This is a genomic window from Gordonibacter urolithinfaciens (genome assembly GCF_900199375.1).
GTDB lineage: Bacteria > Actinomycetota > Coriobacteriia > Coriobacteriales > Eggerthellaceae > Gordonibacter > Gordonibacter urolithinfaciens.
Map to the genome: position 1 here is coordinate 1,274,371 of NZ_LT900217.1, position 21,663 is coordinate 1,296,033.

General features: G+C 67.3%; 20 protein-coding genes. 6 read left to right on the top strand and 14 right to left on the bottom strand.

Annotation, left to right across the window (positions count from 1 at the left end; translation table 11 throughout):
* Nucleotides 1-4: 4 nt before the first annotated feature.
* The 4 genes from BN3560_RS05605 to BN3560_RS05620 are packed head-to-tail and all read right to left on the bottom strand — an operon-like array spanning nt 5 to nt 3,261.
* Complete coding sequence (locus BN3560_RS05605; protein WP_096227325.1) at nt 5-508, bottom strand: GntR family transcriptional regulator; 504 nt, start codon at nt 506-508, stop codon at nt 5-7.
* 16 nt (nt 509-524) lie between these two features.
* On the bottom strand, nt 525-857 hold the full coding sequence (locus tag BN3560_RS05610) for a DUF1648 domain-containing protein (protein ID WP_096227326.1): 333 nt from the start codon (nt 855-857) through the stop codon (nt 525-527).
* A gap of 51 nt (nt 858-908) precedes the next feature.
* Nucleotides 909-2,498 (bottom strand): putative ABC transporter permease subunit, encoded by a 1,590-nt coding sequence (locus tag BN3560_RS05615; RefSeq protein ID WP_096227327.1) that lies wholly within the window; start codon nt 2,496-2,498, stop codon nt 909-911.
* 13 nt (nt 2,499-2,511) lie between these two features.
* A complete protein-coding gene (locus BN3560_RS05620) occupies nt 2,512-3,261 on the bottom strand; it encodes an ABC transporter ATP-binding protein (protein WP_096227328.1) in 750 nt (249 codons plus the stop codon).
* A gap of 193 nt (nt 3,262-3,454) precedes the next feature.
* Here BN3560_RS05620 and BN3560_RS05625 point away from each other — a divergent pair, with 193 nt between their 5' ends.
* The gene (locus tag BN3560_RS05625; RefSeq protein ID WP_096227329.1) at nt 3,455-4,429 is read left to right on the top strand and encodes a CPBP family intramembrane glutamic endopeptidase; all 975 of its coding nucleotides are present in this window, start codon (nt 3,455-3,457) and stop codon (nt 4,427-4,429) included.
* A gap of 151 nt (nt 4,430-4,580) precedes the next feature.
* Here BN3560_RS05625 and leuB read toward each other — a convergent pair whose 3' ends face one another.
* From leuB to BN3560_RS05655, 6 genes are all read right to left on the bottom strand, one after another.
* Nucleotides 4,581-5,690: a 3-isopropylmalate dehydrogenase gene (leuB, locus tag BN3560_RS05630; RefSeq protein WP_096227330.1), complete on the bottom strand. Its 1,110-nt coding sequence runs from the start codon at nt 5,688-5,690 to the stop codon at nt 4,581-4,583.
* A gap of 281 nt (nt 5,691-5,971) precedes the next feature.
* Nucleotides 5,972-6,466, bottom strand: coding sequence for a 3-isopropylmalate dehydratase small subunit (locus tag BN3560_RS05635; protein WP_096227331.1), 495 nt, complete (start codon nt 6,464-6,466; stop codon nt 5,972-5,974).
* Between the two features lie 14 nt (nt 6,467-6,480).
* Complete coding sequence (gene leuC / locus BN3560_RS05640; protein ID WP_096227332.1) at nt 6,481-7,749, bottom strand: 3-isopropylmalate dehydratase large subunit; 1,269 nt, start codon at nt 7,747-7,749, stop codon at nt 6,481-6,483.
* Nucleotides 7,750-7,921: 172 nt separating this feature from the next.
* Entirely contained in the window at nt 7,922-8,401 is a 480-nt protein-coding gene (locus tag BN3560_RS05645; protein WP_096227333.1) for a spore coat protein SP96, read from the bottom strand.
* A 181-nt stretch (nt 8,402-8,582) separates the two neighbouring features.
* Complete coding sequence (locus tag BN3560_RS05650) at nt 8,583-9,488, bottom strand: peptidoglycan-binding domain-containing protein (RefSeq protein ID WP_096227334.1); 906 nt, start codon at nt 9,486-9,488, stop codon at nt 8,583-8,585.
* Nucleotides 9,489-9,805: 317 nt separating this feature from the next.
* On the bottom strand, nt 9,806-10,978 hold the full coding sequence (locus tag BN3560_RS05655; protein ID WP_096227335.1) for an iron-containing alcohol dehydrogenase: 1,173 nt from the start codon (nt 10,976-10,978) through the stop codon (nt 9,806-9,808).
* Nucleotides 10,979-11,315: 337 nt separating this feature from the next.
* Between BN3560_RS05655 and BN3560_RS14465 the strand changes: the two genes are divergently transcribed.
* Complete coding sequence (locus tag BN3560_RS14465) at nt 11,316-11,480, top strand: hypothetical protein (RefSeq protein WP_166521673.1); 165 nt, start codon at nt 11,316-11,318, stop codon at nt 11,478-11,480.
* A gap of 239 nt (nt 11,481-11,719) precedes the next feature.
* Here BN3560_RS14465 and BN3560_RS05660 read toward each other — a convergent pair whose 3' ends face one another.
* Both BN3560_RS05660 and BN3560_RS05665 read right to left on the bottom strand, forming a co-directional pair.
* On the bottom strand, nt 11,720-12,514 hold the full coding sequence (locus tag BN3560_RS05660) for a ZIP family metal transporter (RefSeq protein ID WP_087190147.1): 795 nt from the start codon (nt 12,512-12,514) through the stop codon (nt 11,720-11,722).
* 559 nt (nt 12,515-13,073) lie between these two features.
* Complete coding sequence (locus BN3560_RS05665; RefSeq protein ID WP_096227336.1) at nt 13,074-13,775, bottom strand: DNA-3-methyladenine glycosylase family protein; 702 nt, start codon at nt 13,773-13,775, stop codon at nt 13,074-13,076.
* Nucleotides 13,776-14,070: 295 nt separating this feature from the next.
* Here BN3560_RS05665 and BN3560_RS05670 point away from each other — a divergent pair, with 295 nt between their 5' ends.
* A complete protein-coding gene (locus BN3560_RS05670) occupies nt 14,071-14,865 on the top strand; it encodes a 4Fe-4S dicluster domain-containing protein (protein ID WP_096227337.1) in 795 nt (264 codons plus the stop codon).
* A 72-nt stretch (nt 14,866-14,937) separates the two neighbouring features.
* Here BN3560_RS05670 and BN3560_RS05675 read toward each other — a convergent pair whose 3' ends face one another.
* Nucleotides 14,938-16,020 carry a hypothetical protein gene (locus BN3560_RS05675; protein ID WP_096227338.1) on the bottom strand — a complete coding sequence of 361 codons (1,083 nt, stop codon included), beginning with the start codon at nt 16,018-16,020 and terminating at the stop codon, nt 14,938-14,940.
* Between the two features lie 282 nt (nt 16,021-16,302).
* Between BN3560_RS05675 and BN3560_RS05680 the strand changes: the two genes are divergently transcribed.
* Nucleotides 16,303-16,497 (top strand): hypothetical protein, encoded by a 195-nt coding sequence (locus tag BN3560_RS05680; RefSeq protein ID WP_087190151.1) that lies wholly within the window; start codon nt 16,303-16,305, stop codon nt 16,495-16,497.
* A gap of 96 nt (nt 16,498-16,593) precedes the next feature.
* Here the strand turns inward: BN3560_RS05680 and BN3560_RS05685 are convergent, their stop codons facing one another.
* Nucleotides 16,594-18,411 carry an FAD-dependent oxidoreductase gene (locus tag BN3560_RS05685; RefSeq protein WP_096227339.1) on the bottom strand — a complete coding sequence of 606 codons (1,818 nt, stop codon included), beginning with the start codon at nt 18,409-18,411 and terminating at the stop codon, nt 16,594-16,596.
* Between the two features lie 376 nt (nt 18,412-18,787).
* Between BN3560_RS05685 and BN3560_RS05690 the strand changes: the two genes are divergently transcribed.
* Both BN3560_RS05690 and BN3560_RS05695 read left to right on the top strand, forming a co-directional pair.
* Nucleotides 18,788-20,230, top strand: coding sequence for a helix-turn-helix transcriptional regulator (locus BN3560_RS05690; RefSeq protein WP_096227340.1), 1,443 nt, complete (start codon nt 18,788-18,790; stop codon nt 20,228-20,230).
* Between the two features lie 174 nt (nt 20,231-20,404).
* Nucleotides 20,405-21,661, top strand: coding sequence for a putative ABC transporter permease (locus BN3560_RS05695; RefSeq protein WP_096227341.1), 1,257 nt, complete (start codon nt 20,405-20,407; stop codon nt 21,659-21,661).
* Nucleotides 21,662-21,663 lie beyond the last annotated feature (2 nt).

Below are 21,663 nucleotides of genomic sequence, written 5' to 3' on the forward strand. Positions count from 1 at the left end.
CGCGTCACGCGTCCTTTCCGCAAGCAGGGGCGAAGCCGGCCTCGATGGGGAGCCTGCCGGCTCCGGCCGCCCGCGCAGCCTGGGTGGATGGCACGGGGTCGGCATCGGCGCGCTCGAGGGCGGCATAGGCGCGGGCAGCCTGGGCGCTCGCGCATTCCAGGAACTCGCCGCGCGTGCCGCCGCGCGCCCGGTGTGCGAGCGCGAGCTCGAACAGGCTGTCCTCCATCTTCGCCAGCTCGATCTGCGCGCGGTCGGCCCGATCGTCCTCGCAGGGGTCGGCGATGTAGGCGCCGCTGCGGCCGCGCATGAGCACGTAGCCCTCGTCGCGCAGCACGGCGTAAGCCTTGTTCACCGTGTGCAGGTTGATTCCCAAGTCGCTGGCGAGCGACCGCACGGATGGCAGCGCGGCGCCGGGAACCAGCTCGCCGCGCGCGATGGCCGCGATGATCTGGCTGCGAATCTGCAGGTACAGCGGCTCCTCCGCCTTCTGGTCTATGCGGATGATCATACGGCTCCCTCCTTCGCTACATCAGCATCCCGTTCACCGCAAGGTCGATGACCCCGATAAGCACGCCGATGCCGGCCAACAGCAGTCCCAGCTTCTCGCGCGAAACGCCCAGCCACACCGAGCCGAACAGCCCCAGGCCCGCCGAAAGCAGGACGGGGAACCACTTCGGCGACCAACCGTTCACGTCTCCCGTGATGCCGAAGTGCGTCGCCACCTGTTCAGGCAGCAGCACCCACTGGGCTACGGCCAACGCGACTGCCGCGATTCCCAGCGCGATTGCCGCCACGAGCCCGCTGCGTCCTTCGAGCACCGTGCCCCGATTGCGCGTCCCGTTTTCCCTTGCTCCCATGATACCGCCTTTCGCCCTCTCTTCGATGATGCTTCCGCCTCCTGCGCCGATTCACGCGGAAAGCCCGCGTTTCGCCGTGCTGCGGTAGAGCGCGGCCGACACCGCAGCCACCGCGCACGCCGCCAGCAGCGATCCCGCCTGGCCCAGGAACAACGCCGCCGCCATGCCCACCGCCACGAGGCCCATGCCGGCGAAGACAACCACGAACACCGGCATGCCGCGCTTCACCGGCTCGTACACGGTGGTCCAGTCGTAGCGCGGCCGACGGGCATCCATGGCCAGGCCCAAGCTCGTGGCCAGCAGGCACGATGCCGACGGCACCGCGAACAGCGCGGCGACGGACAGCGCGTCGAGCGGCAGCGAAACCGCCACGAGCACGGCCGACACCAGCAAAAACGGCAGGCCGATCGCCAGGTTCACCGCCGCTTTCGACCACAGCACGGTCGACGGCGGCACGGGCGCCGTCAGCATGAGCCAGCGCGAAGAGCCCTCAAGCGACACCGACGCGGCCGTGGTGGACGAGATGCTGCAGAAGAACGCCAGGCCCCACGGGAGCACGAGCCCGATGACAGGGGCCAGCTCGGGCGGCAGCAGGTCGAGCGAAAGCGCGCCCGTGAGCGTCCCCGCCGCCACGGCGATGGCCGCCACCAGCACGAGCACATAGCCGATGCAGGCGTTCATGAAGTAGATGGGCGTGGCCACGAGAAGGCGCACCTCCTTCGCCATGAGGGCCCGCAGCGGGGAGCCCGCCTTCGCCGCCGCAGCACCCTTGCCGTCGAAAGAGAACGTCCCGCGAGGGCGCGACGACATGAGCATCGAGTTTACCGGCACGAACAGGCGTACGACGAGCGCGAGCACCGCGCACGCCGCCACGAGGTTCACGGCGGCGAACGCCAGGAACTGCTCGAGATCGCCCTCCACGATGCCGGCCGTCGCCCATGCCGCCGGAGGAAATGCGGCAGCAAGCTGGGCCACGAGCTCGGTGCCAAGCGCCGTCATGGCCGCCATGTCGTCGGCCTGCGACGAGAACGCCAGTGATCCGAACACCGCGATGAGCGTGGCCGCCAGAGTAAGCACGATCACCACGACGTTCGCATGCTTGAAGTGCGCCGACACCGCTGCGATGAGCACCGCCAGCACGATGGCCGCGGCCAGCGGAAGCAGTGGCGCCAGCACCACCGAAAGCGCCATGCACGCGACGCCCGCCGCGGTCACGCTTGCGTTCGCCGCGTACACGGCGAACGCCGGAACCATCGCAAGCAGACCGAACGCCAAGCTCATGGCGTACAGCGACACGATGCGCGAGAGCACCACCGACGAGGTGGGCACCGGCAGCGACATCACCAGATCGTAGTCCTTGAAGCTGAACAGCACGCCGTTCGTCTTGAGGAACGCCGCCACCGCGCCGGCAACGGCGCCCACGAGCACCGCGACAAGCGGGATGGCCTCGGGCAGCCCCATCTGCACGAGCGTCTGCGCGACGCCCGACGAGTACGCCGCGGCGAATAGCACGATGGCCGCCACGGCCAACGCAGCGAGCGCCAAGGTGCGCCTCGCCTTAGCCGGGTCGGCGTGCAGCGTCTTGTTGATGCCGAAAAGCCCCAACAGCTGGATTTTCAGCAGAAGGATGAACGAGCGCATGCTTACCGCCCCCCTACCGCGCGCCGGCGGCCGAAGCGGCCTCACTGCGGTCGACCATGTCGAGGAACACGTCTTCCAGGCTCTCATCGCCCACGACCTCGGCCGTGCGACCGCACGCCCGCAACTGCCCCTGCTTGATGATGGCCACCTTGTCGCAGAGCTTCTCCACCACTTCCAGCACGTGGCTCGAGAAGAACACGGCCGCGCCTCCGTCGGCCAGCTCGCGGAGCATCTCCTTCACCTGGAAGGACGCCTCGGGATCGAGGCCGACGAACGGTTCGTCCAGCACAAGCAGCGTCGGCTCGTGCACGAGTGCGCCGATGAGCACGAGCTTCTGGCGCATGCCGTGCGAGTACGAGGACACAAGGTCGCCCAATGCGGAGGTGAGGCCCAGGCGATCGGCACACTGCCGAATGCGGGCCTCGCGCACGTCGGCGGGCACCTGGAAGATGTCCGAGATATAGTTCAGGTACTGGATGCCCGTGAGGAACTCGTAGATGTCGGGGTTGTCGGGCACATAGGCCGTGACGCGCTTGCAAGCGAGCGCGTCGGTGCGCACCGATTGCCCGGCAATGCGGATGTCGCCCTCGTCGAAGCCCGTGACGCCCACGATGGCGCGGATGAGCGTGGTTTTGCCTGCGCCGTTGTGACCGACGAAGCCGAAGATGTCCCCCGGCATGACGTCGAGGGTCACGTCGTCCACCGCGCGCTTCGCACCGAACTTCTTCACCACATGGTTGACTGACAATACCGGAGATGCCATGCCGATTTTCCTTCCCTTGCCTGCTTGTTATATTTATGCTATAACAGATGGAACAAAGATGCAAGGGACGTATTTGCGATCGATTGCACGGAAGCAGGCGCTCGCACGCCGGGTGCTTCACGCGAAATCCGTTTGCCCGAACTGATATTTCGCGTGAAGCACCCGGCGATGAAGAGAGAAGAGGAGCACGACCATGAGGCGCATAGCGATTTTTCTGGCGGTCACCTTCGCCTTGACGTGGGCGTACGAGTTCGGGGTGGTGTACCCGGCGTCGTCGGGGGCGCTCACCGGCATCCCGCCAGTCGCGGCGCAGTTCGTCACCGGGGCGGCCATGTTCTTCCCCGCCATCGGTGTGCTCGTAACGCGCCTCGTCACACGGGAGGGGTTCAAGAACAGCGTCGTCAAACCGCGCGGGTTCAAGAAGTCGCTACCATGGTTCGCCGTCGCCTGGTTCGGGCCGGCCATTTTGTCCGTCATCGGCGCAGCCGTGTACTTCCTCGTGTTCCCGCAGGATTTCGACCCCTCCATGGGCGCCTTCGTCGCCTCGACGCAGCAACAGGCAGCGGCGACCGGCGCCGAGCTGCCTGCCGACACCGTCACCATGATGCTGCTCGCTCAGCTGCCATTCGCCATCTTCCTGGCGCCCGTGCTCAACATCTTCACGACGTTCGGCGAGGAATGGGGATGGCGCGGCTACCTCGTGCCGAAGGTGTCCACGCATCTGCGCATCGTCCCCACGCTGCTGGTCACGGGCGTCATCTGGGGGCTCTGGCACGCACCGCTCACCATCATCGGGCATAACTACGGCACCGGCTATCCCACCTGGCCCATCGGCGGCATAGCGGCCATGTGCCTGTTCTGCATCGTCGTCGGCATCTTCCTCACGTACGTCACCGTGCGCACGGGCAGCTGCCTGGCGGCGGCCATCGGCCACGGAGCAATCAACGGCTTCGTGAGCGCGGCGCTGTTGTTCTCGGTGACGGGCGGCAACCCCTTCGTCGGCCCCCTGCCCGTCGGCATCATCGGCGGCAGCGCCTTCGTCGTCGTGGCGGCCTTCATGCTGCGCGACCTGCATCGTCGCGAAAAGGAGGGCACGCTCGACATGCCGAAGGCGGGACTGCCCGATGACGTGACGAAGGCCGACCTGGCTCGCGCTCCTAAGGCGTAGCCCAACGGCTAGCACACGAACGGATGTTTTACGTGAAACATCCGACCCTGGCATAACGAAAAACGGGGCCCGATCTGCCGCCAGATCGGGCCCCGCCCTGTCCATGCCTGCTGCACCGCCAAACCTGCCGATCTGCCGGGCCGCGTTCCGTCTACAGGCGCTCCACCACGAGGTCGCCCATGGCGACGGTGCCGACCATCTTGTCGGCCGGTGTGTCGGGTCCCTTGATGTCGCCGGTGCGCCAGCCCTCGTCGAGCACGGCGGTCACCGCGCGGCGGATGTCGTCGGCGGCCTCGCCCATGTCGAAGCTGTAGCGCAGCATCATCTCGACGGACAAAATCTGCGCGAGCGGGTTCGCGATGCCCTTCCCCGCGATGTCGGGCGCGCTGCCGTGGCTGGGCTCGTAGAGCGCGGTGCCGTCGCCGAGGCTGGCGCTGGCCAGCATGCCGAGCGAGCCGGTGATCTGCGCGGCTTCGTCGGAGAGGATGTCGCCGAACATGTTCTCGGTCACCACCACGTCGAAGTCGGCCGGGCGGTTGATGAGCTGCATGGCCGTGTTGTCCACGAGCAGGTCCTCCAACTCCACGTCGGGGTACTCCTCCGCGCCGATGCGGTGCACGATCTCGCGCCACATGCGGCTCGTCTCCAGCACGTTCGCCTTGTCGACGCTCGTCACCTTGTTGCGGCGTTTGCGCGCGGCCTCGAAGGCTTGGCGCGCGATGCGCTCCACCTCGTACTCGCGGTACTCGAGCGTGTCGTAGGCGCGCTGGCCGGCGGTGCCGTCCGTTCCGCAGCACTCCTCGTCGTAGAAGCGCTCGCGGCGGCCGAAGTACAACCCGCCGGTCAGCTCGCGCACGATCATCATGTCCACGCCGTCCACGATCTCGGGCTTGAGCGTGGATGCATCGGCCAGCGCGGCGAAGATCTGCACGGGGCGCAGGTTCGTGTACAGGCCCAGCGCCTTGCGGATGCCCAGCAGACCCTGCTCAGGACGCGGCTTCGCCGGATCCGTGGTGTCCCACTTCGGGCCGCCGACAGCCGCCAGCAGCACGGCGTCGGAGGCTTCGGCCGCGCGCAGCGTCTCGTCCGGCAGCGCGGTGCCTGTCGCATCGATGGCGCACCCGCCCAGCAGCGCCTCGGTGTAGGCGAACGCCGTATCGTACTTCGCGCCCACCGCGTCGAGCACCTTGACGCCCTCGGCGATGATCTCGGGGCCGATGCCGTCGCCGGGAAGCAGGCAAATTTGGTAGTTCTTGGTCATGACATCTTCTTTCGGATATAGGTTTTCAGCAAAAGCACCTCGGTGACCCCTTAGGGCATGGCAAAGGGGCCGCGATTGCACAAAAATCACCAGTTTGTTGCAGCTTCGAGAGCATCTCGCACAATCAGCTTGTAGCGACCTGCGAAAATGCTCTCATCTTTGGCGAGTGGCTGAGAAGAAACACCGTCAGATGCAAAAATGTGCAACAATCTGGTGATTTCTGCTCAAATATCCGCCATTCTCCTTACGCAAAGCAAAGCGAACGGGCATTGCATGCGAATCTACTTCCCCAGCTTCGCCTTCGTGCGGTTGATCAGGCCGCCGGCTTCGATGATCTCGCGGATGAACGGGGGGAACGGCTGGGCCTCGAAGGTCTGGCCCGTCGTCTCGTTCACGATGACGCCCGCGTCGGCGTCCACGTTCACCACGTCGCCCTGGCTGATGGCGTCCACCGCTTCGGGGCACTCCATGATGGCGAGGCCCGTGTTGATGGAGTTGCGGTAGAAGATGCGCGCGAAGCTCTTGGCGATGACCACGTCGACGCCGGCCGCCTTGATGGCGATGGGCGCGTGCTCGCGCGACGAGCCGCAGCCGAAGTTCTCGTCGGCCACGATGATGTCGCCGGGTTGCACGCGCTCGATGAACGACGTGTCGAGGTCCTCGAGGCAGTGCTTCGCGAGCTCGGCCGGATCGGACGTGGTCAGATAGCGAGCAGGGATGATGACGTCGGTGTCGATGTCGCGCCCATAGCGGTGCGCGGTTCCTTTGAATTGCATGGTCGCAGTCCCTCCTAGTCCAAATCTTCCGGCAGGCCGATGTGGCCGAGCACCGCGCTCGCCGCAGCGATGGCCGGCGAGGACAGGTAGACCTCGCTCGTGGGATCGCCCATGCGGCCGACGAAGTTGCGGTTCGTCGTGGCGATGGCACGCTCGCCGGCGGCGAGGATGCCCATGTAGCCGCCCAAGCAGGGGCCGCACGTGGGCGTGGACACGGCGCAGTTCGCGTCGAGGAACACGTCCATGAGGCCTTCCTCCATGCACTGGCGGTACACGGCCTGCGTGGCGGGGATCACGATGCAGCGCACGTCGGGATGGACGGTGCGCCCGCGCAGCACATCGGCGGCCTGGCGCATGTCGACGATGCGGCCGTTCGTGCAGCTGCCGATGACGGCCTGGTCGATACGTACGTCGCGCGCCTCGGCGGCCGGGCGCGTGTTCGACGGCAGGTGCGGGAACGACACGGTGGGCACGATGGAGGCGGCGTCGATCTCATACACCTTCGCGTATGTGGCGTCGGCGTCGGAGTGGTACTCGGTGTAGGGGCGCTCGGTGCGGCCGTCCATATAGGCGCGCGTCACGTCGTCGACCTCGATGAGACCGGCCTTGCCGCCCGCTTCGATGGCCATGTTCGAGATGCTCATGCGCTCGTCCATGCCCATGTTCCGAATGGCGCTGCCGGTGAACTCCATGGCCTGGTAGAGCGCGCCGTCCACGCCGATCATGCCGATGATGTGCAGGATGACGTCCTTGCCGGTGACGCCGGGGGCCAGCTCGCCCTCGATCTTGAACAGCAGCGACTCGGGCACCTTGAACCACGCCTTGCCGGTGGCGTAGCCCACGCCGGCGTCGGTGGAGCCCACGCCCGTGGCGAACGCACCCAGCGCGCCGTACGTGCAGGTGTGGCTGTCGGCGCCGATGATGAGGTCGCCCGCGCCGACGACGCCCTGCTCGGGAAGCAGCGCATGCTCGACGCCCATGCAGCCCACCTCGTAGTAGTGGGTGATGCCCTGCTCGCGCGCGAAGTCGCGCACGATCTTGGCCTGCTCGGCGCTCTTGATGTCCTTGTTGGGGACGTAATGGTCGGGCACGAGCGCGATCTTCGTGGGATCGAACACCTTCTCAACGCCAATCTTGCGGAATTCTTTGACGGCGATGGGGGCGGTAACGTCGTTGGACAGCACGAGGTCGAGATCGCATTCGATCAGCTGACCCGGCTCCACTTCGTCGAGCCCCGCATGGGCGGCGAGGATCTTCTCCGCCATGGTCATGGGACGTGGCATGGGTTGCTCCTTGGTTTGCGGTGGGCCGTGCGAGCCCGCGCGGGGCGGGCAGGTGGAAAACGCCCACCATTGTAGCACTCGCTTTAGCGTGCAAAAGAGAAGAGCCCCGAAGGGCCCTTCGTTGTGAAGCGATTTTCCATGTTTCGCCGGAACGACGCCCTTTCAGGCCGGCTTACCAGGAGCCGTGGTAGCCGTAGTCGTAGCCGTAGGAACCGGCCGAGCCCATGGCCCCCGCAACCAGCGCCGTGATCATGCCGCCGATCGCCAAGCTGATGAGGATGCCCAGCACGATCCACACCACGAAGCCGATGATGGTCCACTTCAGGGCCTCGCTCTTTACCTGCGGCAGCTTGTCCACGTTCACGAGCCACGAGATGACGATGCCCGGGATGCCCATGAGGGCGCCCACCACGAACCAGCCGAACTTCATGCCACCGGTAAGCTGCATGAGCGGCGCCGGCATGTACATCGGCTGCGGCTGTGGCTGATACCCGGGCTGCGGAGCCTGGTAGGGCTGCTGCGGCGGCATCTGCTGGCCCATCGGCGGCTGCTGCGGCTGCGCGGGAGGAACGGGTTGGGACGGGGCATCCGGGGCGTCGCACGAGGGAGGCGTGGGGATGCCCTGCTCGGTGTTGTTCGTATCGTCGGCCATAATGAACCTGCTTTCATCGAAGTTGCTTGCCAGCAAGTATAAAAGGCCCCTAGCGCACCCCCACTTCGACCGGCAAATCCGTCATCGAACTGACACGTTGGCTACTCCATCTGGTGTAGGAGCGCGCGAAAGCACTGCCGAGCCGGTCGAGGAGTTCCGGCGGCCGGCAGGCCGACGGAACCTACGAGAGCGCGGAGCAGAGGGCGTCGAGCAGGGTGATGGCGAAGTGCTGGGCGGAACGGCCCTCGCCGGCGTCCTCCCACATGGTGCCGGGCAGCTCCACGGCGATGCGCGACGGGGCGGCGGCGTCGGCCACGCCGATGGCCGTCTCCAAGCGCAGGGGCAGCGTGGCCTCGTCGTCGAAGCTCACGCGCGGCACGGCCTCGGCCGTGGCCTCCTCGGCCAGCACGATGTGCACGAGCAGCATCTCCTGGTCGGGCCTCACCAGCAGCGAGTCGGCGCTCACGATCCTGGACGCGGGGCTGGTGGCCAGCGCGAGGTTCGACATGCGCGACGCCACGCTGCGCGTGAACTCGTGCGTGCCGAACAGGCACAGAGCGTTGCCCTCCAGCACGTCGGCCGCGCGCGCGAAGCCCAGGTGCACGGCCTCGTGCACGGCTTCCTTGCCCTCCCAGGAATGGTGGAGGTTGCGTATGGCCGCGTACGTGTACGCGCCGGCGATGCCGTCGGACGGCAAGCCCAGGTTCAGCTGGAACTTGCGCAGCGCGAGCTCCGTGTACGCGCCGAAGATGCCGTCGTTCGCCCCGCAAGCGAACCCGAGCGCGCCGAGCGCCTGCTGCAGCTCCTCCACGTCGTGGCCGTGGAAGTGGGGCATGCGCAGGTACAGCGTTCGGTCGCCCAGGAAGTACGAGGCGTCCACGAGCGTCGACCACACCTTGCCGGTCACGTCCTCGCCCGCGGGCAGGCCCGCCTGGATGCAGAACGCCCGCACGGCGGCGGCGGTCTGCTCGCCGAACGAGCCGTCGACGGCGGCCTGGTCGAGCAGGCCGATGGTGGCCAGGCGCTGCTGCACGTCCTCGACGGCAGCACCCGTGTCATGTCGCTTGATGGTTTCCATGGGGGTCATGGTACCGCAGGCCGCCCTCCCCCCGGCATCCACGCTGGGGGTTTCACCAAAGGAACAGAGCGGCACGCAAGCGACGGCATCCACCCCCAAGTTGACCGGGCGGGAGCGAAGCGACCCGCCCATGCGCCCGGAGGGCGCATAACGGCCGCGCAGGTTGGCGTAGTAAGTCAGCGAGAAGCCCCCTGGTGCCCGAGATTGGCGGGATCGCGGAGGTGAAGCGTACTTCGGTACGCGAACCTCCGGGATCGCGGCAAGATCGGGTGCCAGGGGGCTTCGCAGCGTCGAGTCGTTCCGGCGGCCGGCAGGCCGACGGAACCCTAAAGTGCGATCCGGTAGATTTCCCTCGCGTCGTCCATGGTGAGCTTCTTGAAGCTGCCGAAGGGCTCGCCCTTGTTCTCCTTGAGGGTGGGGATCATGCGCTCGATGTCGTCCTCGCCCACGCCCAGCTCGTCGAGCGTCACCGGCATGCCGAGCGAGGCGAAGAAGCCGCGCGTCTCGTCGATGGCCGACAGCGCGTCGGCCTCCAGGTCGCCCGTGGGCGCCAGGCCGAACACCTCGCGGCCGTAATAGGCGAAGCGCGCCGGGTTCGCGTCGTAGACGAACTCCATCCACGCCGGGAACATCACGGCCAGGCCCGCGCCGTGCGTGATGCCCGGGTTCAGGGCGGACAGCTCGTGCTCCAGGCCGTGCGTGGCCCAGTCCTCGTGGCGGCCGACGCCCGCGAGGCCCTGGTGGCACAGCATGCCCGCCCACATGACGTTCGCGCGCGCATCGTAGTTATCGGGCTCCACCATGACGCGCGGCGCCTCGGCGCGCACCGTCTTCATGAGCGAGAGGCACAGGTTGTCCGTCACGGGCACGGCGCCCACATCGTCGAAGAACCGCTCCAGCAGGTGGCAGAACATGTCGGTGAGGCCGGCCGCCGTCTGGTACTCCGGCAAGGTGAACGTGAGCTCGGGGTTCATGAACGCGAGTTTCGGGCGCTGCGCGTTGTTCGGATAGCCCGACTTCAGGCCCAGCTCGTCGTTGCTCATCACCGTGTTCTTCGACGCCTCGCTGCCGGCGGCCGGGATGGTGAGCACCACCGCGATGGGCAGCACGTCGTCCATCTGCTGCTTCGTCTCGAAGAAGTCCCACACGTCGCCGTCGTAGTGCGCGCCCACGGCGATGGCCTTCGCCGAGTCGATGACCGAGCCGCCGCCCACGGCCAGCACCCAGTCGATGCCGTGCTCCTTGCAAAGCGCAATGCCCTCGCGCGACAGGCCGATCTCCGGGTTCGGCCGCACGCCGCCCAGCTCCACGTGCTCGATGCCGGCCGCGTCGAGCGACGCCTTCACGCGGTCGATGAGGCCGCTGGCAACCGCGCTCTGCCCGCCGAAGTGCACGAGCGCCTTGCGCGCGCCGCGCCCGGCCAGCTTCGGGCCCACCTGCTCTTCCGCCCCGCGGCCGAACACGAAATGCGTGGGCGATACGAACTCGAAATCCTCCATGGCAGCAGTCCTTTCCGCAAGCCTTCGTCGTTGGCCAACCAGTATACCGCTCCCCCGCCCCGGCATGCGCCGCGTTCGCCGGAAGCAGGGCCGGACGACGGCAGGCAAGCGGAAACGGTGAAAATACGATGGGAGCGTGCTGAAACGTCGTAAGATCCCCGCAAGGTTCGCACGGCCGGAATGCGATGAACGCGCAAGGTCGGCGCGGTTCCGCAACGGTCGAATTACGGTCGGGCGGCAAGGTTGCGGAGCTAAGATGGCCACACGGATTCGTCCAGGCGGGGAGGACCGACACCCCTCACACCCATTTCCGATTTTGGAAGGGGGGTGACCCTCTATGGATGATATGCTGCTTGCCCTTACCGGAGTGATCTTGCAGGTTCTCGGGCTGCACGTTGCGCTGTTGAACGTGCTGCTCGGGGCGGCCGGGCTTGTCGTCAAGCTCGTGTCGAAAGATTTGCCCCGGTCGTCCGACAAGGACGATCCGGGGCACAGCACATAGCATCCGAACCGCCAAGGCGATCCGAGAGCCGTGGGGAGTTAGCAGCTCCCTGCGGCTCGCCTGCATTATAGCAAACGAAAACGCTGCGCGGAAGGAGCCGATGCCGCTTATAGCGGTTCTCCACAAGAGCGCCGACGAGGTGTTGCCGAGAGCCGCCGGAACACCGCCGGGGCTTTCGCCGAAATGCGCCGGGGTCGGCTGCACCTCCCCGCCGGAGTGCAGTCAAGCGGCAGGCCCGCCTACCCCAGCGCCACATCCAGCACCATCATGACCAAAAACCCCGCCATGACGCCCAGCGTGCCCACGTTCGAATGCTCGCCCAGGTGCGCCTCGGGGATCAGCTCCTCCACCACCACGTACATCATGGCGCCGGCCGAGAACGCCAGCATCCACGGCATGTACGGCGATATGAGGCCTGCGAACAGCACCACCAGGATGCCGAACACAGGCTCGGCCAGGCCCGACAACGCCCCCAGCCCGAACGCTTTCGGCGCGCTCATACCCTCCTGCAGCATGGGCAGCGCCACGGCGGCGCCCTCGGGGATATTCTGGATGCCGATGCCGATGGCCAGCGCCACCGCCATGCCGAACATGGCCGGGTCGCCGCCGTTCTGCGCTGCCATGGCGAACAGCAGGCCCACGCTCATGCCCTCGGGAATGTTGTGCAGCGTCACGGCCGTGAACAGCAGCGTGGGCCGGTCCCACTTGCTCGGCAGGCCCTCGGGCTTGCTCTCGCCCGGATGCAGGTGAGGCAGCAGCTGGTGCAGCACCATGAGGAACGCCACGCCGATAACGAACCCGCCCGCCGCGGGAATCCAACCCACCTGGCCCGCCTCCTCGGCCCGCTCGATGGCGGGTATGAGCAGCGACCACACCGATGCCGCGATCATGACGCCGGCCGCGAACCCCAGAAACGCCCGCTGGATAGCCATGCTGTTGCGCTTGCGGAACAGGAACACCGAGGCCGCGCCCAGCGTGGTCATCAGGAACGTGAACCCGGTGCCCGACGCAGCCCAGAGAAGCGCGGTTTGCATGAGCGCCCTCCTATCGTATCGCTCGCCCGCCGCAGGAGCGCAGCGGCAGGCGCCTTCATCTTCGAAGCATCAAGTGTAAGCCTTTTCGTCGGCTTAAGCGTCCGCATTTTCCCAGCGTTACCGAGCTGCCCCGCACGTTGTGCGCCTCTTGGTGGGGGGGGCGGGGCTTGCTCCTTGAGGCCTCCGCGGGCATCGCGAATGAATTGGCCGTGGCGAGTTCGAGCGCCGCAGGTGAGCAGCCCGACGCAAACGCAGGCGCTGCGAGCGGCTGGCCGCCGGTGAGCACAATGAGGCCGGGGGAACCCCGGCCTCATCGAAAGGAATGCCGACAGCGTGCTTGGCGTATCCTCAACGTAGCTCACCCACAAGCCCTGCCGCTCTGCGGCGCCGCAATCATCACGAGACTGTACTTGGCGAAGATAGTCTTTTCCGCTTACCATTGCGTTTGGTTCTACTGTCGGACAAGCCGGATTATAGGCTCTTTTCCCTGCAAACTGAACCCTTTCGGCTTCTTTTGTGCACGTGAGCAATGAAACCGTTACGATCGTCAACCGCCCGTTTAGTCCCCCCGCGACCCGCCTTTCGCCCCGCCCGGCCGAGGGCGCTTCGCCCCGCCGCCCTTCGGCGCCCAATCGCGCAGGCCGGGAACGGCGCCGCCGGCGATCTCCCACAGGTAGAGGCTCGCCACGGAGCCGTACGGCGAGTAGCGGCGGCGGTACTTCGCGAACAGCTCGGGCGTGATACGGCGATGGTGGTGCAGCATGCGCAGGCCGCGCAGAATGGCCAGGTCGCCGTAGCTCATGATGTCGGGCCGTTGCATCGAGAACGTCATGAGCATCTCGGCCGTCCACACGCCGATGCCCGGAAGCGCCGACAGCCGGCGGCACACCTCTTCGTCCGGCAGGTCGGCCAGCCCCTTCAGATCCAGCTCGCCGGCTACCACGCGCTCGGCGGCGCCCTTGATGTAGCCCACCTTCCGAAACGACAGGCCGAACCGCTGCAATTCGTCGTCAGGGCAGGCGGCCATGGCCTCGGGCGTGATGTCGCCGAACGCACCGGTCAGGCGCTTCCAGATGGTGACCTGCGCCTTTGTAGATATCTGCTGGCCCACGATGCAGTTGACCAGCGCCGCGAACAAGTCGGGCGTCACTTCGCGGCGCACCGGCCCGATAGCGTCGATGGCCTCGGCCAGCCGCTCGTCGCGCGCCTTCAGGTAGGCGATCGCCTGCTCGTCGTACTCGAAATAACGCTGCTCTCCCATGGGGGCTCCTCTCCGCCGGGAACGGCGCACCGGCGCCGAGGACGCGCGGGCCCCGCACGGCCCCGCCTTCGGCACCAGTATAACCGGCCCTGGCGCGCAAGGCGCCCGCGAAAGCGGACGCAGGACGTTGGCAGGACCCGACCGATACGCAGGGGCAACGGTCGCCGGACAAAACGCCGCACCGGCCATAGCCAGACGGCGCCGAAAGGGGTACCATCGGACACGCAGCGCAGCGGGCCCGCAAGGCCGCTGCGCCGACAGCAGCAAAGGCAGAGAGGTGTATGAGGGGGAAACCATGAAGGACCATCCGGTTCGCAACTCGATCTACAACGTGTACTTCAGCCCGACGAAGGCGACTCAGAAAATCGCCTACGAGGTGGCCGACGCCATCGCGGCCGACCGCGACCTCACGAGCATCGCCATCAACCTGACGAAGCCGAAGAGCCGTCCCGTGCGCGCCGGCGGCCAGGAGAACGACGTGTTCCTGTTCGCCTTCCCCGTGTACAGCGGGCGCGTCCCCGCCGTGCTCATGGACTGCATCGACCAGTTCGAGGGCGACGGAGCGAAGGCCGTGGTCGTGGGCGTGTACGGCAACCGCCACTACGATGACGCGCTGCTGGAGGCCGCCGACCTGCTGGCCGAGCGCGGCTTCAAGGTCATCGCCGCCGGCGCGTTCATCGGCGAGCACTCCATGGCGCCGCGCGTGGGCGCCGGCCGTCCCGATGCCGCTGACCTGGCCGTAGCCGCGCAGTTCGGTCACGACGTGGCCGCCCTCATCGAGCAGGGCGCAACCGAAACGCCCGCCATCAAGGGCAACCGCCCCTACCGCGACGGCATGCCCGACACGGGCGCGCGCCCCGCCACCACGGACGCCTGTACGAAGTGCGGCATCTGCGTGAAGCTGTGCCCCATGGGCATCATCGACGCCGACGACCCTGCCAAAGTGGCGGACGGCTGCCTGCAGTGCAACGCCTGCGTCAAGGGGTGCCCGCAGGGCGCGAAGCGCTTCGAGGGCGAGCAGGCGGCGGCCATCGTGGCCATGCTCGAGGGCAACTGCATGGAGCGCAAGGAGCCGGAGCTGTTCCTGTAAGGAAGCTAGGTGGACAGGAGGGACGGGGACGGGGCAAGGCAACCTTCCCCTCGTCCCTCCTGTCCCTGCCCGCTAGTCCAGGATGGCCTCGCCCAGCACGGAGTCGAAGCGCACGGACGTGCCGTCGGCGTAGGCCACGTTCCAGATGCGGTAGTCGAGCGAACGGGGCACGTCCTCGTCGGAGAGCGCGCAGCCCTCGCCTGACGTGTCCACCTCGGTATCGTCGCCGCCTTGCCTGCTGGAGACCGCGTCGCCACCGTGCGCGGGCTCGTCGGTGACGACCGAGGCCGGCGGCGCGCTCTCCTCGGCATCCACCGCCGCATCCTCGGCCGATGCGTCGGCCGGGTCGTCGCCACGGCGCAGCGCCGCCTCGGCCTCGGCCAGGGCGTCGTCCAGCTCGGCGCGCGTAGGCTCCTCGGTCTCGCGCGCAGAACCCTCCCACGCGTTCTCGCCATCGGGGTCGGCAGCGGTCCAGCCGCTTTGCGCCTCGTCGTCGATGCCGGCGGCCTCCGTCACGGCCGCGATGATGTCCGAGGCCGAGGACGAGCCACGCTCCTCCTTGCCGATTGCGCGCACGGCCGCCGTCGTGCCCGCACCGTCGGCAGCGGCGCCCGCCCCTGCGTCGCCCTGCGCCGCACCGGCGCCCTGCCGCTGGGCCGCGATGCTCGCGCAGGCGGGAATGCGGATCACCTCGATGGGATCCGCGCCCAGGGCACCCGCTCGCAGCAGGGTGCGTGCCCGCCCCACGTAGCCGGCGGCCGCCTCCGGTATGGACGATTCCACCATGCGCACGGCGATTGCCGGGCCCGTGCCGAAGCGCACCTCGGCCCACGAGAAGGGCAGCTCGGGGTCGCCGTTGTTGCGGCGGGCATCGTTCTCGCGCGCCACCAGGGCCGACGTCTCGGCGAACTCCTCGTCGAGCCACGTGGTGAGCGCGCCTTCCCACAGCGGGTCCTCCGCATCCTCGTCCACCGCGTTCATCCCTACGTCGAACTCGATGACGTTCGCACGCTGCGAGCCCTTCTCGGCCCGAACGACCTCCGTAGGTGCGACAGCCGTGAAGCGACGCTCGATCTCGGCGTCGGCGTCGCCCTGGAAGCTCTCCTCGTCGAGCACGATGTTCAGTTTCAGTTCGGGGTGGATCGATGCGGGCATGGCGGTTCCTTTCGTCGACCGCGGACGGGCGCGCCCGCGGGATGGTTCGGTATCCGCTGCATTGTCGCCCCGGCCGTAGGCCGCCGAGCGGTTGGGTCGCGAGCGTGACGCAATCGTTGCACTCCCATCACCCGCAGGCAAACCGTCGAACGGGGTGCGCGGCAGTCGGCCGCTATAAGCGTCAACGTATTCAGCAGGTTACATATCGGCTATACTGGAACGGTTGGCACACTACGGCGTCGGCGATCCTTGGGGAACGTCGGCGAGGGACGGGGGATTCCCATGCACGACGGCGAGGAGAACATCACCATCGGAGCGCTCATGGAGGGCGTGTACGCCCTCTTCCGCTCGCGCGACGACTACGAGTCCGTGTCGGAGACGGAGCACGATCTGGTCGCCCGCATCCAGTACGCCTCGGCGGTGGTGCAGGCCGAGAAGGTCACGCCGCCCGGCGGGTGGGATCCATACGGTCGCTAGGTCGTGCAAAAAAGGGCCGCCGATCGGGAGGGAGAGGATCGGCGGCCCGGAAAAGGAGCGGCGAGCGGGCACGACGCCCGCTCGCCTGCCCCATGGCTAGAGGTCGAGGCTCGGGATCTCCTCGTCGGCGTTGCCGCCCGCGGCGTTGATGCCCGCGATGCGGCCGAACGTCACGCAGCGTCCGTGGCCGATGCCCGGCACGTAGGTGGGATAGTCTCCCGCGCCGAAGAACTCGCCGGCGGCAGAGCCGCACACGTACAGGCCCTCGATGGGCTGGTCCTCGGCGTCGAGCACCTGGGCGTCCAGGTTCGTGCGCAGGCCGCCGCACATGGTGAGCATGCTGGCAACCAGCTTGCCGGCGTAGAACGGCGGGTCGACGACCTTGCCCATGACCTCGGGGCGCTTGCCGAAGTCCAGGTCACGGCCCAGATCGCACAGCTCGTTGTAGCGGTCGACCGTGGCCACCAGGTTCTCGGGCGGCACGCCCATCTTCTCCGCCAGCTCCTCGAGCGTGTTCGCCTCGACCGTCTGGCCGCTCTCCAGCTCGCCTTCCAGCACCTTCTTCTGCGCCTCCAGGTTGTACTCGCCGCCCACGGGCTGGGTGAGCTGGCCCCACTGCAAACCGCCGCCCAAGCCGGCATCCATCTGGGCCTTCACCTGCTCCAGGCCGTGGGAATCGTAGATGGTCCAGGCGTCCTTCTTCGTCTGCAGGGCCTTCGTCACGCTCTTGGACTGGGTGTTCACGTCCTCGTTCTTGAAGCGCTTGCCCTCCCAGTTCACATGGAGGAAGCCGTAGCTGGCCGCGCCGAAGTCCAGGTGCATGACCGCCGCGTGCGGCTCGGACTTCTGCATGGCGCCGCCGGCCCAGATGGCCTGCTTGTGCATGTCGCCGGTGTCGCAGTCGGGCGGGTTGTAGAAGCGGCCGTCCATGGCGTAGGCCGTCATGGGCGAGTAGTACTGGAACATCTCGTTGTCGGCCGCGTAGTCGCCGGAGGCGATGATGACCGACTTGGCGTTGATCTGCGTGTACTCGTCCTTGCCAGTGGAAACGACAGCGCCCGTCACGGGGCCGTCGCCGTCGCGCACGAGCTGCTCGCTCTTCGTCTCCCAACGGATCTCGCCGCCCATGTCGGCGATGGTCTCGTACAGCGCCGGCACCAGCACCGCGTTGCCGTACACGTCGCCCACGCCCGAGCCCTGGTAGAACGTGAAGTTCACGGTCTCCTCGTACTTGTCGGCCTGGTAGAAGATGTGCGTGACCGGGTACTCGGTGTAGTCGGGGCCCTTGTAGTAGCCGTCCCACAACAGCGCCTCGAGGCCCTTCTTCGTGGCCAGGTCGTACAGCCAGTCGAAGCACGCGCCGCTCTTGTGCGCGAACTCCCACAGCAGCGGCTCCTTCACGCGGCCCTGCGCCCAGTTGATCCAGCGGCGAATGACGTTGTTGTAGTCGGGCTCCTCCACGAGGCCCTCGCCGGCCAGCTTCTGCTGGACCTTGGTGTGGAAGCCGGCGATGTGCACGCCGCGCGCCACCACGGTCTCGGGGTTCTTGTCGATGGTGATGACCTTCGCGCCCTTCTCGAGCGCCGAGATGGAGGCGCAGCAGCCCGCGAGGCCCGCGCCTATGACGAGCACGTCGCACTCCTCCGTGCCCTTGATCTTGTCCTTGGCGATGGGCTCGGGCGCTATCTCCCAGCTGTGCTTGCCGGCCACGTCGGGGCCGGCCGAGGCGCCGCTCTCCGCCACCGGGATGCCGCCCTCGCCGCCCGCGGCGGCGTCGGCCTTGGCGTCGGACTTCGACTGGGGCGCGCAGCCGGCCATGCCGGCCATGGCCGCACCGGCGAGCGCCGTGCCGCCCAGGCCCAAGAACGCGCGACGCGACAGGCCCTTCTTCCCCATGCCCTTCTCTTCCTCCATGAGAATCCCTCCTTGATTCGACTCGCGAACCCGGCGCGCCCCTTTTGCGCACCGGAGCGCAGCGTTGCCGCTGCCCGCAGGCTCACCTTAAAGCCGACACTGCCCGTCATCAACCCGCAGGCAGGGGGAAATGCCTCCCCACGTGCATTTCCCCCTGCCGGGGGGATGCCCGCACGCGTCCGGTCAGGCTACCCTGCGCGCGGCGGGCGCTGCGCGCTCGCGAGGCCCGGAACAACGCCACGGGCCAGAGGCATACAAGCCGGACGGTCAGCCTGCGAGCAGGGCGCGGCACGCGACCTAGGCGCTATAATGAGCACGGGGAGATCAGCCGCGCCGCGCTCCGGCGCTTCGCGGCCCGCTACGGGAGGGAGCGGCGATGCCGTCGTTCAAGGACGAGCTGTGGCGCACGCCCGATCTGCTGGGGTTCGCGGCGCATTGGATCTGGATATGGTGCGTGTTCTGGAGCTCGCTGTTCTACGGCGAGGGAACGCTGCTCGACGTCTTCAGCGGCCTTGCCGGCCCGCTCGCGCTCGAGCCGCTGTGGGTGGTCTCGCTGCTGGCGAACGTCGTGACCATCGCGTTTCTGCTCATGCTGTCGTACTTCCGCAACCCGCTGGCCGATGTGCGCTGGCTGCCCCACGCGGGTGGCGCGCTCACCGCCATCGGCACGCTCGCCCTCTCGCACCCGGTGCTCGTAGCAACCGGCGGGGCCGCCGCGCCGGTCTATCTGGCAGGCGCGCTGGTCACGGGAGTGGGCAGCGCCATCGTGGTGATGCTGTGGGCCGAGCTGTTCGCCTCGCTCGGATCGAAGCGCACCGTGAACTACTCCGTGGTCGCCCTGCTCATCGCCGCCGTCGCGTACTTCGCCATCCGGCTGCTGCCCGTCGACGCAGCGCAGCTGGCCGTAGCCCTACTGCCGGCGGCGAGCATGGGCTGCTTCCTGCACTACAAGCGCAGCGTGCCCCGCCTGCCGCGGCGCGAGCGCAACGTGCGGGTGAAGGCGCGCCCACCGCTGCGGCTCGTGACCGTGGCGCTGTTTTTCGGCGTGTCGTTCGGCGCGATGAAAGGCCTCATGGCGCCGGTGGAGAGCGATTGGCTGGCCGTGCGCGACCTGCTGAACATCGCGGCCATCGTCGGCGGGTCCGTGACCATCTTCGCAACCATGAGCTGGGCGAAGATGGACTTCGACCACCTGACGTACCAGGTGGCCCTGCCGCTCATGGCGGCGGGTTTCCTGTTCCTGCCGCTGCACGAACCGTGGAACGTCATCGGCACGGCGGTGCACCAGGCGGGCTACCAGTACTTCTACATCGTGCTGTGGGCGCTCTGGCCCGTGCTGGCCTCGCGCGGCGTGCCGGCGGGCTGGATAGCGGGTTGGGGCCTTCTTTCCATCCAGCTCGGCCAGTTCGCCGGGTCGATCGCCGCGGCGCTGGCCGTGAGCGTGGTGAACACCGACCTGGGGATGGCCATGCTCTCGGCGGGAATCATCTTCGCCATCCTCATCATCGCGCTGTTCGCGCTGGGCAGCGGGCAGGCCAGCACGGGCTGGGGCTACGTGAAGCCCATGGAGGAGGCCGATGCCGCCACCGACTTCGAGAAGGCCGGCACGCGCATCGCCCGGCGCTGCCGCCTGTCGCCGCGCGAGATAGAGGTGCTCTTCCTGCTGGCGAAGGGCCGTAACCGCGCCTACATCAGCGAGGAGCTGGTCATCGGCGACGAGACGGTGAAGAGCCACGTGAAAAGCATTTACCGCAAGGTGGACGTGCACTCCCAGCAGAGCCTCATCGACCTGATAGAGGCCGAAGCGCGCAACGCCTGAGCGACGCCGCGCCGGAACCTGCCGGACACAGCCACCTCGACCTGCACGCTCATGGGCGCGCGATGCGCATCATCCGCCCCGTAACCGTCCGCCCATCGGGTTATGGTATCGTGGGTGCCTGCAAGCTGGACACGGCCGGCGCGGCGCGCGCCGGCATGGGCACGAGAGGTACCGATGATGCACAACCACCGCGACGAGCGAAGCAACGCCGAGACGGATGCCGAGCTCGAAGCCGAGATAGAGGCGCTGACGTCCCAGGAAGCCGAGGCGGCGGCAACGCTCAAGAAGAAGATTCCCCTGCCGCTCAAAGTGTTCGCCATCCTGTGCATCGTGGCGGGCGTCGCCATCCTGCCCATGATCGGGTTCGTCATCGTGGCCATGGTGATCGCGTTCCGCGAGGGCGCGCTCGCAGACGACTCGACGGCGTCCACGGTGCTGTTCTTCGCGCTGCTAGCCATCCTGGCCCTGCTCACCGTGGCGTTCATCGTGTTCGGCATCCGCCTGCTGCGCGACAAGCGACGCTTTGCGGCGCAGACCGCCGAGCTGCTCACCGGCCTCATGGTGGCCGGCATCCTGTGCGACATCATGCTGTTCGGCCTGGACGGCACCGTGCTGTTCTTCGTGGCCTTCATCGTGTTCCTCGTGGTGCTGACCAGCTACCTGGACCCGTCGCTCGCCGACGAGCGCGAGCTCCAGCGCAAGCTACGCGACATGGAGACGCGCGAGGACGCCGAGGACGGCACGCTCGGACGCGACGAGACGGGCAAGGGGTTCATCGCGCTCAACTTCTTCAACCTGTTCTGGATTTTCACGGTGTGCTGCGTGCTGGGGCTGATCATCGAGACGGTGTACCACTTCGCCGTGGTCGATCCCGGCCACTACCAGGACCGCGCCGGCTTGCTATTCGGGCCGTTCTCGCCCATCTACGGATTCGGCGCCGTGCTCATGACCGTGGCGCTGAACCGCTTCCACGACAAGAACGTCATCCTCATCTTCCTGGTGAGCGCCGTCATCGGCGGGGCGTTCGAGTATCTGACCAGCTGGTTCATGCAGTTCGCGTTCGGCATCGTGGCCTGGGACTACTCGGGCACGTTCCTGTCCATCGACGGGCGCACCAACGGCATGTTCATGGCCATGTGGGGCGTGCTGGGCGTGGTGTGGATCAAGCTGTGCCTGCCCTGGATGCTGAAGCTGGTGAACCTCATACCCTGGAACTGGCGCTACGCCCTCACCACGGTGTGCGCGGCACTCATGATCGTGGACGGCGCCATGACCTTGCTGTCGCTGGACTGCTGGTACCAGCGCATGGCCGGCAAGCCCTCCGAGACCGCCATGGCCCAGTTCTTCGACCGCAACTTCGACAACGAGTACATGCAGGAGCGCTTCCAGAGCATGTCGATAGACCCCTCCAACGCCACGCGCGCGAACTAGGC

What these genes read in the sequence shown, in the direction of transcription:
- BN3560_RS05605 (WP_096227325.1), bottom strand. Translation starts at nt 508, where the DNA reads ATGATCATCCGCATAGACCAGAAGGCGGAGGAGCCGCTGTACCTGCAG.
- BN3560_RS05610 (WP_096227326.1), bottom strand. Translation starts at nt 857, where the DNA reads ATGGGAGCAAGGGAAAACGGGACGCGCAATCGGGGCACGGTGCTCGAA.
- BN3560_RS05615 (WP_096227327.1), bottom strand. Translation starts at nt 2,498, where the DNA reads ATGCGCTCGTTCATCCTTCTGCTGAAAATCCAGCTGTTGGGGCTTTTC.
- BN3560_RS05620 (WP_096227328.1), bottom strand. Translation starts at nt 3,261, where the DNA reads ATGGCATCTCCGGTATTGTCAGTCAACCATGTGGTGAAGAAGTTCGGT.
- BN3560_RS05625 (WP_096227329.1), top strand. Translation starts at nt 3,455, where the DNA reads ATGAGGCGCATAGCGATTTTTCTGGCGGTCACCTTCGCCTTGACGTGG.
- leuB (WP_096227330.1), bottom strand. Translation starts at nt 5,690, where the DNA reads ATGACCAAGAACTACCAAATTTGCCTGCTTCCCGGCGACGGCATCGGC.
- BN3560_RS05635 (WP_096227331.1), bottom strand. Translation starts at nt 6,466, where the DNA reads ATGCAATTCAAAGGAACCGCGCACCGCTATGGGCGCGACATCGACACC.
- leuC (WP_096227332.1), bottom strand. Translation starts at nt 7,749, where the DNA reads ATGCCACGTCCCATGACCATGGCGGAGAAGATCCTCGCCGCCCATGCG.
- BN3560_RS05645 (WP_096227333.1), bottom strand. Translation starts at nt 8,401, where the DNA reads ATGGCCGACGATACGAACAACACCGAGCAGGGCATCCCCACGCCTCCC.
- BN3560_RS05650 (WP_096227334.1), bottom strand. Translation starts at nt 9,488, where the DNA reads ATGACCCCCATGGAAACCATCAAGCGACATGACACGGGTGCTGCCGTC.
- BN3560_RS05655 (WP_096227335.1), bottom strand. Translation starts at nt 10,978, where the DNA reads ATGGAGGATTTCGAGTTCGTATCGCCCACGCATTTCGTGTTCGGCCGC.
- BN3560_RS14465 (WP_166521673.1), top strand. Translation starts at nt 11,316, where the DNA reads ATGGATGATATGCTGCTTGCCCTTACCGGAGTGATCTTGCAGGTTCTC.
- BN3560_RS05660 (WP_087190147.1), bottom strand. Translation starts at nt 12,514, where the DNA reads ATGCAAACCGCGCTTCTCTGGGCTGCGTCGGGCACCGGGTTCACGTTC.
- BN3560_RS05665 (WP_096227336.1), bottom strand. Translation starts at nt 13,775, where the DNA reads ATGGGAGAGCAGCGTTATTTCGAGTACGACGAGCAGGCGATCGCCTAC.
- BN3560_RS05670 (WP_096227337.1), top strand. Translation starts at nt 14,071, where the DNA reads ATGAAGGACCATCCGGTTCGCAACTCGATCTACAACGTGTACTTCAGC.
- BN3560_RS05675 (WP_096227338.1), bottom strand. Translation starts at nt 16,020, where the DNA reads ATGCCCGCATCGATCCACCCCGAACTGAAACTGAACATCGTGCTCGAC.
- BN3560_RS05680 (WP_087190151.1), top strand. Translation starts at nt 16,303, where the DNA reads ATGCACGACGGCGAGGAGAACATCACCATCGGAGCGCTCATGGAGGGC.
- BN3560_RS05685 (WP_096227339.1), bottom strand. Translation starts at nt 18,411, where the DNA reads ATGGAGGAAGAGAAGGGCATGGGGAAGAAGGGCCTGTCGCGTCGCGCG.
- BN3560_RS05690 (WP_096227340.1), top strand. Translation starts at nt 18,788, where the DNA reads ATGCCGTCGTTCAAGGACGAGCTGTGGCGCACGCCCGATCTGCTGGGG.
- BN3560_RS05695 (WP_096227341.1), top strand. Translation starts at nt 20,405, where the DNA reads ATGATGCACAACCACCGCGACGAGCGAAGCAACGCCGAGACGGATGCC.